The organism is Streptomyces sp. NPDC050842 (assembly GCF_044456565.1).
GTDB lineage: Bacteria > Actinomycetota > Actinomycetes > Streptomycetales > Streptomycetaceae > Streptomyces.
This window is the reverse complement of sequence record NZ_JBITGA010000002.1, coordinates 40,013-52,710: the sequence shown is the minus strand read 5'-3', so window position 1 is coordinate 52,710 and position 12,698 is coordinate 40,013. Positions and strand designations below refer to the sequence as shown.

14 protein-coding genes are annotated in these 12,698 nt (G+C 72.2%); 9 read left to right on the top strand and 5 right to left on the bottom strand.

Annotated features, from left to right (window positions below; genetic code table 11):
• Window positions 1-49 precede the first annotated feature (49 nt).
• From ACIBG6_RS05520 to ACIBG6_RS05505, 4 genes are read right to left on the bottom strand one after another with little or no spacing between them, the layout of a single operon-like run.
• Window positions 50-1,114 (bottom strand): NAD(P)H-dependent flavin oxidoreductase, encoded by a 1,065-nt coding sequence (locus ACIBG6_RS05520; RefSeq protein ID WP_399221248.1) that lies wholly within the window; start codon window positions 1,112-1,114, stop codon window positions 50-52.
• Window positions 1,111-1,896 carry a CoA-transferase subunit beta gene (locus ACIBG6_RS05515; protein WP_399221247.1) on the bottom strand — a complete coding sequence of 262 codons (786 nt, stop codon included), beginning with the start codon at window positions 1,894-1,896 and terminating at the stop codon, window positions 1,111-1,113. Before ACIBG6_RS05515 ends, ACIBG6_RS05520 begins: the two co-directional genes overlap by 4 nt.
• The gene (locus ACIBG6_RS05510) at window positions 1,893-2,741 is read right to left on the bottom strand and encodes a CoA transferase subunit A (RefSeq protein WP_399221937.1); all 849 of its coding nucleotides are present in this window, start codon (window positions 2,739-2,741) and stop codon (window positions 1,893-1,895) included. The genes ACIBG6_RS05515 and ACIBG6_RS05510 overlap by 4 nt, the downstream gene beginning before the upstream one ends.
• A gap of 14 nt (window positions 2,742-2,755) precedes the next feature.
• The gene (locus ACIBG6_RS05505; RefSeq protein ID WP_399221246.1) at window positions 2,756-3,538 is read right to left on the bottom strand and encodes an enoyl-CoA hydratase family protein; all 783 of its coding nucleotides are present in this window, start codon (window positions 3,536-3,538) and stop codon (window positions 2,756-2,758) included.
• 78 nt (window positions 3,539-3,616) lie between these two features.
• Here ACIBG6_RS05505 and ACIBG6_RS05500 point away from each other — a divergent pair, with 78 nt between their 5' ends.
• From ACIBG6_RS05500 to ACIBG6_RS05460, 9 genes are all read left to right on the top strand, one after another.
• Window positions 3,617-4,393: an SDR family oxidoreductase gene (locus ACIBG6_RS05500; RefSeq protein WP_399221245.1), complete on the top strand. Its 777-nt coding sequence runs from the start codon at window positions 3,617-3,619 to the stop codon at window positions 4,391-4,393.
• A 34-nt stretch (window positions 4,394-4,427) separates the two neighbouring features.
• Window positions 4,428-5,339 carry an SDR family oxidoreductase gene (locus ACIBG6_RS05495; protein WP_399221244.1) on the top strand — a complete coding sequence of 304 codons (912 nt, stop codon included), beginning with the start codon at window positions 4,428-4,430 and terminating at the stop codon, window positions 5,337-5,339.
• Between the two features lie 210 nt (window positions 5,340-5,549).
• Window positions 5,550-6,332 carry a 2-keto-4-pentenoate hydratase gene (locus ACIBG6_RS05490; protein WP_399221242.1) on the top strand — a complete coding sequence of 261 codons (783 nt, stop codon included), beginning with the start codon at window positions 5,550-5,552 and terminating at the stop codon, window positions 6,330-6,332.
• 4 nt (window positions 6,333-6,336) lie between these two features.
• Window positions 6,337-7,254: an acetaldehyde dehydrogenase (acetylating) gene (locus ACIBG6_RS05485; RefSeq protein ID WP_399221241.1), complete on the top strand. Its 918-nt coding sequence runs from the start codon at window positions 6,337-6,339 to the stop codon at window positions 7,252-7,254.
• Between the two features lie 14 nt (window positions 7,255-7,268).
• Window positions 7,269-8,321 carry a 4-hydroxy-2-oxovalerate aldolase gene (gene dmpG, locus ACIBG6_RS05480; protein WP_399221240.1) on the top strand — a complete coding sequence of 351 codons (1,053 nt, stop codon included), beginning with the start codon at window positions 7,269-7,271 and terminating at the stop codon, window positions 8,319-8,321.
• A gap of 26 nt (window positions 8,322-8,347) precedes the next feature.
• On the top strand, window positions 8,348-9,502 hold the full coding sequence (locus ACIBG6_RS05475; protein WP_399221239.1) for a Rieske 2Fe-2S domain-containing protein: 1,155 nt from the start codon (window positions 8,348-8,350) through the stop codon (window positions 9,500-9,502).
• A gap of 1 nt (window position 9,503) precedes the next feature.
• The gene (locus ACIBG6_RS05470) at window positions 9,504-9,743 is read left to right on the top strand and encodes a hypothetical protein (protein ID WP_399221238.1); all 240 of its coding nucleotides are present in this window, start codon (window positions 9,504-9,506) and stop codon (window positions 9,741-9,743) included.
• Window positions 9,736-10,797 carry a 2Fe-2S iron-sulfur cluster-binding protein gene (locus tag ACIBG6_RS05465; protein ID WP_399221237.1) on the top strand — a complete coding sequence of 354 codons (1,062 nt, stop codon included), beginning with the start codon at window positions 9,736-9,738 and terminating at the stop codon, window positions 10,795-10,797. Before ACIBG6_RS05470 ends, ACIBG6_RS05465 begins: the two co-directional genes overlap by 8 nt.
• Window positions 10,798-10,827: 30 nt before the next feature.
• Complete coding sequence (locus tag ACIBG6_RS05460) at window positions 10,828-11,640, top strand: SDR family oxidoreductase (RefSeq protein WP_399221236.1); 813 nt, start codon at window positions 10,828-10,830, stop codon at window positions 11,638-11,640.
• A gap of 81 nt (window positions 11,641-11,721) precedes the next feature.
• Here ACIBG6_RS05460 and ACIBG6_RS05455 read toward each other — a convergent pair whose 3' ends face one another.
• Window positions 11,722-12,594, bottom strand: a complete 873-nt coding sequence (locus ACIBG6_RS05455) for an IclR family transcriptional regulator (RefSeq protein WP_399221235.1) — start codon at window positions 12,592-12,594, stop codon at window positions 11,722-11,724.
• Window positions 12,595-12,698 lie beyond the last annotated feature (104 nt).

Genomic DNA, 12,698 nt, shown 5'->3' with positions numbered 1-12,698 from the left:
GCCCGCCGGGTGACGACACCCCGGCGGGCCTGTTCATGAGCTCCGGCGCTCAGCTCACGCGCGGGAGCGATGCGAGCGTGGCCCGCGCCTCCGCCATGATCCGGTCGACGAGTTCGGCGCACGACGGCAGATCGTCGATGAGCCCCGCGACCTGCCCGGAGGCCATCACACCGAGATCGGTCCTGCCCTCCACCATCGACGCCTTGAGCAGCATCGGGGTGTTGGCCGCCAGCAGGATCTGGCTCCAGGTCATGTCCTTGCCGTGCTTCATCGCCAGACCGTCCCGGACCATCCGCGCCCAGCTCATGTCCGTCTCGCGGCGGAAGGCCGCGGCGTGCCGTACCGCCCGCAGCAGCGAGGCGGCCCGGCCCGAACGCTCCAGCGCGTCGACGAGCTCGGTGCGCAGCATCCGGTGCGGCAGGCCGTCGACGGCGGTGGTGACCGTCACGTCCTGGACCGTGGCGGCCAGATAGCGGGCCTTGACCGCGTCCGGCACGGTCGAGTCCGAGGTGAGCAGGAACCGCGTGCCCATGGCGACGCCGGCTGCGCCGTGGGCGAGCGCCGCGACCAGGCCGCGCCCGTCGCGGAAGCCACCGGCCGCGATGACGGGGATGTCGACGGCGTCCACGATCTGCGGGAGCAGGACGGTGGTGGCGACGCTCCCCGTGTGACCGCCGCCCTCGCCGCCCTGCACCAGCACCGCGTCGGCGCCCCACGAGGCGACCTTCTCGGCGTGCCGCTTGGCTCCGATGGAGGGGATGACGACGACGCCCGCGTCCTTGAGCCGCGCGATGAGCTCGCGCGACGGGGCGAGGGCGAACGAGGCGACCCGTACGCCCTCGTCGATGATGATCCGCACGCGCTCGGCCGCGTCTCCGGCGTCCGCGCGCAGGTTCACGCCGAAGGGCGCGTCCGTACGGGACTTCACCTCGCGCACCGCCGAGCGGAGCTGCTCGACGGTCATGGTCGCCGAGGCGAGGATCCCGAGCGCGCCCGCGGCGGCGGTGGCCGAGACGAGCCGGGGACCGGCCACCCACCCCATGCCGGTCTGGACGAGGGGGTGCCGCACGCCGACCAGTTCGGTGAGGGGGGTGGCGATCGTGATGTCGCTCATGCGGGAACCTCGCGGTTCCGCAGTCCCTTCGGGTCGATCTCCTCGCGGATCAGCCGCAGTTCCTCCGCGGTGGGCTCACGGGTGTACGGCACCTCGTCGGGGACGGTGAGCGTGAAGCCGGTGGCCGCCGTGACCTGTTCGAGGGTGACACCGGGGTGCAGCGACCTCAGCCGCATGGTGCGGTCCGGGGTCTCGAAGTCGAAGACCCCCAGGTCGCTGACGACTTCGGGGATGCGGTGGTAGCGGGCCGCCGAGGGGCCGGCCGCGGCCGCGCGGTCGTAGCCGACCCCGGAGACCATGTCGACCCGCTCGACGAAGACCCGGGTCGAGTGCTTGGGGACCCAGTAACTCGTCGGGTTGTTGAGGGTGTTGACGGGCGCGCCGCGGACGCCGAGGAGCTGGCGCTTGGGCCGCGCCCAGTCGCCGATGCAGCTGATGTTCTGGTTGCCGTACCGGTCGATCTGGCTCGCTCCCATCATCACGTGCCGCCGCCCGGTGGTGACGAGGGCCAGGTGCTGGCGGTACGGCAGCCATCCCTCCACGACCCGGGGCGGGGCGCCGACCGCCGGCACGTCGGCGATGAGCAGCGCCTCGCCGTCGGTCAGGAGCAGGTCGGGCGAGAAGGTGAGCCGCGCGAGCCGGGCCCCGATCATCGGGACGGTCCCCATCGGACTGGCGAGGATCTCGCCCGCGCCGCGCCATGCCTCGGCGCACGCCACCACGCAGTACTCGGCGCGCGTCGCCGTCGTCGTCGTATCCGTCGTCGTGCGGCTGCCGCTCATGCTTCCTCCTCGTGGAACGCCGCCACCGCGGCCTGGTACGCGCCCTCGTCGCCGGAGAGGAACCGCTCGGTGAAGGCCAGCCAGGCCTCCGGATCGCGCGCGGCCGTGACGTAGGCGCGCTGGAACGTCTCGTCGCGGTCGTAGTCGGGGGTGCAGGAGGTGAAGTGCGCGCCGTTCGGGGTCTCCACGACGCCGTTGACGAACGCGCGCTTGACGAGCAGCGACTGCGGCCCGGAGTCCTTGAGCAGCTCGGAGGTCTCCACGATCCGCTCGCACGAGAGGTACGCGGTGTCCGCGGCCTCGCAGAAGAGGTCGTCGAAGTACGGGTCGGGGCCCAGGTACTGGCCGTTGCCGTGCGCGTCGGCGCGGTTGAGGTGGACCAGCGCGGCGTCCAGGCGCAGCGCGGGGACGGCGACGAACTCCTCACGGTCGTCGTACGGGGACGTGACCGTCCGCAGCGACGGGTTGACGCTCATCAGGTCCGAGCCGAGCCCGGCCCGTACGGGCATGAAGGGCAGCCGCTGCGCGGCGGCGGTCAGCCCCCACATGACCATGGCCTCGTCCAGCTCCACCATCTCCAGGGAGCCGCTCTGCCGGGCCGCGCCGAAGTGCGGCTCCAGCGGGATGGAGTCGAGGGTGGCGAAGGCCGCGACCAGCTTGCGGACCTTCCCGGCGGCGGCGAGCAGCCCGACGTCCGGGCCGCCGTACGACACGACGGTCAGATCGGTGAGGTCCGACCGCAGCAGCGCCCGGACCAGTGCCATCGGCTTGCGCCGCGAGCCCCAGCCGCCGATCCCGATCGTCATCCCGCTCTCCAGGCGGCCGACGACCTCCTCGGCGGTCATCGTCTTGTCCCTGCTCACGACTGCTCCTCCTTGGCCGTCTCGTTCACGGTGTTCGTCCTCTCGGTGCCGAAGGTGTCGCGGACCCGGTCGGCGACGCCGCTCAGGTTGGCCTCGAAGGTGAAGCCCTGTTCGAAGCGGTAGCTGCGGTGGACGTCCACCGGATCGATGCCGTTGATCGCGGCCTTGGCCAGCCGGATCAGCTGCCCGTCCTTGGCGGCGATCTCCCGGGCCAGCTCAAGGGCCGCCTCCCGGAGTCCCTCGCGCGGGACGACCCGCCACACCGAGCCGTGGCCGAGCAACTCCTGGGCGGTGATGGTGCGCGAGGTGTAGTACAGGGCCCGCATCAGGTGCTGGGGGACCAGCCGGGAGAGATGGGTGGCCGCGCCCAGCGCGCCCCGGTCCAGCTCGGGCAGGCCGAAGGTCGCGTCGTCGGAGGCGACGACCACGTCGGCGTTTCCGACGAGCCCGATTCCGCCGCCCAGGCAGAAGCCGTGCACGGCGGCGACCACCGGCACCTCGCAGTCGTAGATCGCGCCGAACGCCTCGTAACAGCCGCGGTTGGCGCCGAGGAGGGCGTCGTGCCCGGTCGTGCGCTGGATCTCCTTGATGTCGACGCCGGCATTGAAACCGCGGCCCCCGGCGGTGAGCACCAGGCAGCGCACCTTGGGGTCGGCGCCGGCGGCGCGCACCGCGGCGGCCAGGTCGTACCAGCCCTGTACAGGCAGGGCGTTGACCGGGGGGAAGTCCACGGTGACGACGGCGATGCCCTCTTCCGGGGCGGAGGTGGAGACACCCATGAGCAGATCAGCTACCTTTCCACCTAACGTTTGTTAGGTGGAAGATAGCAGCGGTTCGCGCGCTGCGGGAGGTGCCCATTGCCAGCGATCATCGATCTGTCGGGATCCGTCGCCGTCGTCACCGGCGGTACACGGGGCGTCGGCGCGGGAATCACCCGTGCCCTGCTGGAAGCCGGCGCGGAGGTCGTGACCTGCGCGCGACGGCCCCCCGACGAGCCCATCGAGGCGGCGGGGCGCACGGCCCGCTTCCTCCCGGTCGACCTCCGCGACCCGGAAGCGGTCGGCGGGTTCTTCGACCGGGTACGCGACGACCACGGACGGCTCGACACCCTCGTCAACAACGCCGGGGGAACGCCGTTCCGGATGCTCGGCGACGGCGGGGCCGAGCGACAGGCCCGGGTCGTCGAACTGAACCTCGTCGCCCCGCTGACCGCCTCCCTCGCCGCGTACGAGGTGATGCGCCACCAGACCGGGGGAGGGGCGATCATCATGATCGGCAGCGTCAGCGGCACCCGCCCGTCCCCGGGCAGCGCGGCCTACGGAGCCGCGAAGGCGGGCCTGGACAACCTCGCCCGCTCCATGGCCGTGGAATGGGCGCCCCGCGTGCGGGTCAACACCGTCGTCCTCGGCATGGTGCGCACCGAACTGTCCCATCTGCACTACGGGGACGAGGAAGGCGTCGCCGCCGTCGGCCGCACCGTGCCGCTCGGCAGGCTTGCCGAACCCGCCGACATCGGTGACGCCTGCGTCTTCCTCGCCTCTGACCGTGCCGCGTACATCAGCGGCGCCAGCCTGCACGTCCACGGCGGCGGGGAACGCCCCGGCTTCCTCGACGCCGCCACCGTCAACCACTGACGGCCCCACCCAGCTCGAGTGAAAGGACCACACCATGACAGGACTGTGCGGCGGACGCGTCGTCATCGTCACCGGAGCGGGCCGCGGCCTCGGCCGCGCGCACGCCCTCGCCTTCGCCGCCGAGGGCGCCAAGGTCGTCGTCAACGACCTCGGCGTCGCCCCGGACGGCAGCGGCGGCGGCGCGGGACCGGCCCAGCAGGTCGTCGACGAGATCACGGCGGCGGGCGGAGAGGCCGTCGCCCACGGCGGTGACATCGCCACCGCCGACGGCGCGGCCTCGCTGATCACCACCGCCCTGGAGGCCTTCGGCCGCCTCGACACCCTCGTCAACAACGCCGGGTTCCTGCGCGACCGCATGCTCGTCAACCTCGACGAGGACGAGTGGGACGCCGTCATGCGCGTCCACCTCAAGGGGCACTTCCTGCCCCTCAAGTACGCCACCGCGCACTGGCGCGCCGAGGCCAAGGCCGGCCGGACGCCCGAGGCACGGGTGATCAACACCAGCTCCGGAGCCGGTCTCCTCGGCAGCGTCGGCCAGGGCAACTACGCCGCCGCCAAGGCCGGGATCATCGGCCTCACCCTCGTCGCCGCCGCCGAGACGCGACGCTACGGCGTCCAGGTCAACGCGATCGCCCCCGCCGCCCGCACCCGGATGACCGAGCAGACCTTCGCCGAGACGATGGCCGCCCCCGGGGGCGACGCCTTCGACGCGATGGCCCCGGAGAACGTCTCCCCCCTCGTCGTCTGGCTGGGCTCCGCCGCCTCGGCCGGCGTGACGGGACGCGTCTTCGAGGCCGAGGCGGGCCGGATCACCGTCATGGAGGGCTGGCGGCCGGGCCCGACGGCCGACAAGGGCGCCCGCTGGACCCCGGCCGAGGCGGGCGACACGGCGCTGAAGCTCCTCGCGGACGCGGAGCCGCCGCAGCCCGTGTACGGGGCGCACTGACCGACTTCGCCGCCCCTCCGCGGGGCGCACTGACCGACTTCGCGAATCTGCGGGGCGGCCTCGTGACGGGAACGCCACGAGGCCGCCCCGCAGTGCGTTCCGCCCCCTCCGGGGGCCTTTCCCGCTCACCGGGAACTGGCGCTCCCTGCGGTCATCGGTACCGGCCTAGCCTCGCCGGACAGCCCCAACCGCCCGCAGGAGGGACCCGCCATGCTCACGGACCGCCAGAGACACGAGGCGGCCGAGCTGCTGCGCTCCGCCGAACACGGCGTCACGCCGATCGCCCCGCTGACCTCGGCCTTCCCCGGCATCGACACCGAGGACGCGTACGAGATCCAGCTCGTCAACATCCGGCACCGCCTCGCGGCGGGAGCCGAGGTGCGCGGCCACAAGGTCGGCCTGTCGTCCCCCGTCATGCAGCAGATGATGGGCGTCGACGAACCCGACTACGGCCACCTGCTCCACGACATGGAGCTGCGGCCCGATCTCCCGGTCCCCGTCTCCCGCTACTGCCACCCGCGCGTCGAGGTCGAGGTCGGGTTCGTCCTCGGCGACGACCTCCCGGGTGAGACGTGCACCGCCGCCGACGTGCTCGCCGCGACCGAACGCGTCGTGCCCGCACTGGAGCTGATCGACAGCAGGATCCGCGACTGGCGGATCACCATCGCCGACACCATCGCGGACAACGCCTCCTCCGCCGGATACGTCATCGGCGAGGGCCGCGACCCCCGCGAGCTCGACCTGAGGGCGATCGACGCACGGCTGACCGGCGACGGCGAACTGCTCGCCGAGGGGCGCAGCGACGCCGTCCTCGGCGACCCGGCGCTCTCCGTCGCCTGGCTGGCCCGCACCGTGGCCCGCTTCGGGGTGTCCCTGAAGAAGGGGCACGTCGTGCTGCCCGGCTCCTGCACCCGGGCCGTCGACGTGGCGCCCGGAGCGACGTTCACCGCCGAGTTCACCGGGCTGGGCTCGGTCTCCCTGCCCTTCATCTGAGGTGATGACCATCAACACCAGGACCAAGGCGACAGCCGCCATCGTCGGTTCCGGCAACATCGGCACCGACCTGCTCTACAAGCTGCTCCGCTCCGCACACGTCGAACCCCGCTGGATGATCGGCGTCGACCCCGACAGCGAGGGCCTATCCCGCGCCCGCCGGCTGGGCCTGGAGGCCAGCCACGAGGGCGTCGACCGGCTGCTCGCCCAGGACGAGAAGCCCGACATCGTCTTCGAGGCCACCAGCGCCTCCGTCCACCGGGCCAACGCCCCGCGCTACGCCGAGCTCGGCATCAAGGCGGTCGACCTCACCCCGGCGGCCGTCGGCCCCGCCGTCGTACCGCCCGCCAATCTCCGCGAGCACCTCGACAAGCCCAACGTCAACATGATCACCTGCGGCGGACAGGCCACCATCCCCATGGTGTACGCCGTCTCCCGCGTCGTCCCCGTGCCGTACGCGGAGATCGTCGCCTCGGTGGCCTCCGTCTCCGCCGGGCCCGGAACCCGCGCGAACATCGACGAGTTCACCCGGACCACCTCACGTGGCATCGAGACGATCGGCGGGGCCGCGCGCGGCAAGGCGATCATCATCCTCAACCCTGCCGAGCCACCCGTCATCATGCGGGACACCGTCTTCTGCGCGATCCCGGAGGACGCCGACCGCGACGCCATCGCCGTCTCCGTCAAGGAGATCGCCGAGCAGGTCGCCGACTACGTCCCCGGCTACCGCCTGCGCACCGAGCCGCAGTTCGACGACCCGAGCCCCGAGAACGGCGGGATGGCGCGCGTCGCGATCTTCCTGGAGGTCGAGGGCGCGGGCGACTACCTGCCGCCCTACGCCGGAAACCTCGACATCATGACCGCCGCCGCCACCAGGGTCGGCGAGGAGTTCGCCAAGGCGCTCCTCGCGCCTCGCGCGTAAGGAGCCCCCACCCCATGCCCTACTCGGACACCGCCTACTCCGGCACCCCCTACTCGGACACCCTCGACATCCGGATCACCGACTCCTCGCTGCGCGACGGCTCGCACGCCAAACGGCACCAGTTCACCGGCGAGGACGTACGGTCCGTCGTCGCCGCCCTCGACGACGCCGGCGTCCCGGTGATCGAGGTGACCCACGGCGACGGACTCGGCGGATCCTCGTTCAACTACGGCTTCTCCAAGACGCCCGAACAGGAACTCATCAAGATCGCGGTGGACACCGCCCGGCAGGCGAGGATCGCCTTCCTCATGCTGCCCGGACTCGGCGTCAAGGACGACATCCTGGCCGCGCACGACAACGGCGCGAGCATCTGCCGCATCGCCACCCACTGCACCGAGGCCGACATCGCGGTCCAGCACTTCGGACTCGCCCGCGAGCGGGGCCTGGAGACCGTCGGCTTCCTGATGATGGCCCACTCGACGACGCCCGGGAACCTGGCCCGGCAGGCCCGGATCATGGCCGACTCCGGCTGCCAGTGCGTGTACGTCGTCGACTCCGCCGGCGCCATGGTCATGGACGACGTCACCGCCCGGGTCGAGGCCCTGGTCGCCGAACTCGGCGGCGACGCCCAGGTCGGCTTCCACGGACACGAGAACCTGGCCCTCGGCACCGGGAACTCCATCGCCGCCGTCAAGGCCGGCGCGCTGCAGATCGACGGCTCCACCCGCCGGCTCGGCGCGGGCGCCGGAAACACCGCGGTCGAGGCACTCGTCGCCGTCTGCGCCAAGATGGGCATCCGCACCGGCATCGACGTCCTGAAGATCATCGACGCGGCGGAGGACGTGGTCCGCCCGGTCATGGACGAGGAATGCCGACTCGACCGGCTCGCCCTGCTCATGGGCCACGCCGGGGTCTACTCCAGCTTCCTCAAGCACGCCTACCGGCAGGCCGAGCGCTACGGCGTCTCCGGTGCCGAGATCCTCCTGCGCGCGGGCGAACGCCGTCTCGTCGGCGGCCAGGAGGACCAGCTCATCGACATCGCCGTGGAACTCGCCGCGCGGAACTGAACCCCCACACACGAAGGGACAACGAGATGACTGCTCTCAACGACGAGGTCCGGGTCATCGAGGCCGGCAGGCCGCCGGCGCGCTTCGCCCGGGGCTGGCACTGCCTCGGCCTCGCCGACGACTTCACGGACGGAAACCCGCACGAGATCGAGGCCTTCGGCACCAAGCTGGTGGTCTTCCAGGGCGCGGACGACGGGCAGCTGCACGTCCTCAACGCCTACTGCCCCCACATGGGCGGCAACCTCGCCCACGGCACGGTCAAGGGCGACGCCGTCGCCTGCCCCTTCCACGACTGGCGCTGGGCGGGCGACGGCCGCTGCGCCGGCATCCCGTACGCCCGCCGGGTCCCGCCGCGCGCCAGGACCCGCGCCTGGCTCACCCTGGAGCGGAACAAGCAGCTCTTCGTCTGGCACGACCCGGAGGGAAACCCCCCGCCGCCCGAGGTCACCGTCCCCGAGATCGCCGGCATCCACGGCCCCGAAGCGGACCAGTGGAGCGACTGGAACTGGAAGACCCTGCGGGTCGAGGGCTCCAACTGCCGCGAGATCGTCGACAACGTCGTGGACATGGCGCACTTCTACTACGTCCACTACGCCTTCCCGGAGTACTTCAAGAACGTCTTCGAAGGGCACGTCGCCACCCAGTACATGGAGAGCAGCCCCCGCGGCGACATGGAACTGGGCACCCTCAGCGCCGGCCGCCTGCGCTCCGACGCCTCCTACTACGGCCCCTCCTACATGATCGACCACCTCTACAGCGACGTCGGCGGCGGCATGGAGATGGAGGTCGTCCTGATCAACTGCCACTACCCCATCGACGAGAACAGCTTCCTGCTCCAGTACGGGGCGATCGTCAAGCGGCTCCCCGGGATGACCGAGGAACAGGCCGACGAGGCCGCGCGGCTCACCGCCGAGGGAACGACCGTCGGCTTCGAGCAGGACGTGGAGATCTGGAAGAACAAGACCCGGATCGACAACCCCCTGCTCACCGAGGAAGACGGCCCGGTCTACCAACTCCGCCGCTGGTACGACCAGTTCTACGTCGACGTCGCCGACGTCAAGGATGAGATGACCCGCCGATTCGAGTTCGAGATCGACACCCAGCGCGCCAACAAGGCCTGGCACGCGGAGGTCGAGGAGAACCTCGCCCGCCGTGCGGCGGCGCCGGAGACCGGAGCCTGACATGCGACCGGTGGAGTGCGCGACCTGCGGCAACCAGGTCCTGTGCGAGAAGTTCAGCCCGGCCCACACCTCCGTGCAGTGGACCGCCGACGCGGCCGTCGTCTGCGCAGAGTTCCGCGACCGGGTGAGCGAGGGCGTGAGCGAGGGCGCGACGAGCGCCCGGATACGGACCTGCCGGGCCCTGCGGTCGAGCATCGACCGCGCGGTGGAGGACGGAACCCTGGAGGTCGCCGATGTCTGAGCCGACGTCCGAGCAAGGGCCCGGGGCGCGCACCCACCGGCTGCGCGTCGTCCAGGTGATCGCCGAGACGCCTGACGCGCACTCCCTGGTGCTCCAGGCGCCGCGGGAGAGCGCGGACCGCTTCGCGTACCGCCCCGGGCAGTTCCTCACGCTCAAGCTGCCGGGGGCGGACGGCAAGCCGGCCGCCCGCTGCTACTCCCTCGCCAGCTCACCCCACACCGGCGAACCCCTGAAGGTCACCGTCAAACGGGTGGCCGGCGGCCACGGCTCCAACTGGGTGTGCGACCACCTGGCGGCGGGCGACGAGCTGGAGGTGCTGCCCCCGGCCGGCACCTTCACCCCCGACTCCCTCGACCACGACCTGCTCCTCGTCGCCGGGGGGAGCGGCATCACGCCGGTGCTCTCGATCGCCAAGTCGGCCCTCGCCGGGGGACAGGGCCGGGTCGTCCTCCTGTACGCCAACCGCGACGAGTCCTCGGTCATCTTCCGCGACGAGCTGCGGGAGCTGGCCGCGCACCACCCGGACCGGCTCCTCGTGCTCCACTGGCTGGAGTCGCTCCAGGGCCTGCCCCGCGCGGAACGGCTGGCCGCCGCGCTCGCGCCGTACGCCGACCGCGAGGCCTTCGTCTGCGGCCCGGAACCGCTCATGGACGCCGTGGAACAGGCGCTGCGCGCGGTCGGCGCGCCGGGCCACCGCATCCACCGGGAACGGTTCTTCTCCCTCGGCGGACACGTCTTCGACATCCCCGCCCCGGCGGTCGGCGGCGGTACGGGCGACAGCGCCAGTACGGCGGAGGTCGAGCTCGACGGCGAGACCCGCACGCTCGCCTGGCCACGGGCCACCCCGCTGCTCGACGCGCTCCTGGCCGCCGGGATGGACGCCCCGTACTCGTGCCGGGAGGGCGCCTGCAGCGCCTGCACCTGCCGGGTCGTGGCCGGCGACGTGAAGATGCTCCGCAACGACGTCCTGGACGACGAGGACATCGCCGAGGGATACGTCCTGGCCTGTCAGGCCCTGCCGCTCACCGACAGGGTCGCGGTCACCTACTCCTGATTCTCCGGACACTCCCGACAAGGAACCCGTATGCCTCGTACCTGTCTGGTCACCGGATCGGCCTCCGGCATCGGCAAGGCCACGGCCGCCCTCCTGCGGGCGCAGGGCCATACCGTCATCGGCGCCGACCTCAAGGACGCCGACATCACGGCGGACCTGTCCACGCCCGAGGGCCGCGCCGAACTCGTCACCCGCGCCCGCGAGCTCACCGGGGGCCGCGGGCTCGCGGGAGGCCCCGGGCTCGAAGGGGGCCGCCTCGACGCCGTCGTCTCCTGCGCGGGCGTCGCCCACTTCGCCCCGCTCACCATCCGGCTGAACCACTTCGGCGCCGTCGCCACGCTCGCGGGACTGCGCCCGCTCCTCACGGCCGGCACCGATCCGCGGGCCGTGGTCATCGGGTCGATCGACTCCGTGCATCCGACCGACCCCGCGATCGTGGACGCCGCGCTCGCCGGGGACGAGCCCGCGGCGGTGGCCGCCTCCTGGGCGGCCGTCGACCGCGGCGAGGGCCACCTCGTCTACTCCTCGTCCAAGGCGTCGATCTCCCGCTGGGTACGCCGCTCCGCGATCACCGACGACTGGGCCGGTGCGGGCGTCCCGCTCAACGCCGTGGCCCCCGGCGTGGTCGTCACGCCGCTGACCCAGCCCCTCCTGGCCGACCCGGACATGCGCGGACTCGTCGAGCGCAGCGTGCCGATGCCGCTCCACGGCCACGCCCGCCCGGAACAGATCGCCCCGCTGATCGCCTGGCTCGTCTCGCCCGAGAACACCCACGTCACCGGACAGGTCGTCTTCGCCGACGGAGGCGCCGACGCGGCGCTGCGCGGCGACCGCACCTGGTGACTCTCCGAACCGCCGCCAGGTGGAGGCGGTCCGACTCCGTCCCCGGCGGACACCTCCGGGTGCCCGCCGGGGACGGAGTCGTCACATCCACTCGCTGAAACGCAGCCAGGTCATCATGTTGTCCATCGAGGGCTGAGGAAACGCGGGGTCGGGCATCGCTCCGACCGGCTGCAGCTGCTTCTCCGTGTGCCGCCCCGGACCGAACATCGCCTGCCAGACGGAACGCGCGCAGCCGCGCACGGCGGGCGCGATCCGTTCGAGGTCGCGGTGGACGCCGTTGCCGGACACCGAGATCGCGGCGATCGCCCGGCCCGCGCCACGCAGCGGCGCGGCCACACAGAAGACCCCCCGGAACCCCTCCTCGTGGTCGAACGCCACCCCCCGCTCCCGCGCCATCGCCAGCTCGCCCCGGAAGGACTCCGGGCGGGTGATGGTCCGCGGCGTCCGCGGCCGCAGCCCGTGCGCGATCACCTGCTCCGCCACCGCGGGGTCACTGAAGGCCAGGATCGCCTTGCCCGACGCCGTGCAGTACGCCGGCTGGCGCCCACCCGTCCGCGAGGGCACGCCGGAGTCGTCCGACCCGCCGATGCGCTCCAGGTAGACCACCTCGGCGCCGTCGAGCACGGTGAGGTGCACCAGGTGGCCCGTGGACTCGTGCAGGGCGTGCAGATGGGGCAGCGCCGCCCGGCGCAGCCGGTTGTGGTGCGAGGCCATCGCCCCGAGCTCCAGCATGCCCATGCCGAGCCGGTAGTCCCGGCCCTCGCGCTCCAGCCAGCGCAGTTGCACCAGCTGATCGAGGATGCGGTGCGCGGAGGACCGGCGGATGCCGGAACGCTGCACGACCTCGGTCAGAGTGAGTCGGGGCCCCGCGCTCTGGAAGGCGCTCAGCACCTTCGCCGCCTTCTCCAGCAGGGACAGCGGCGGACATCCGGCCTCGACAGTTGGCGTCGTCATCGGCACCTCCCACACGGACGGCGGAAGCCTTGGCCGCGTCCGCAATCTCCGGTATTGCGTGGAGATTGCCAGAGTGTTCCGGCGGCTGGGAAGAGGGTGTTCCG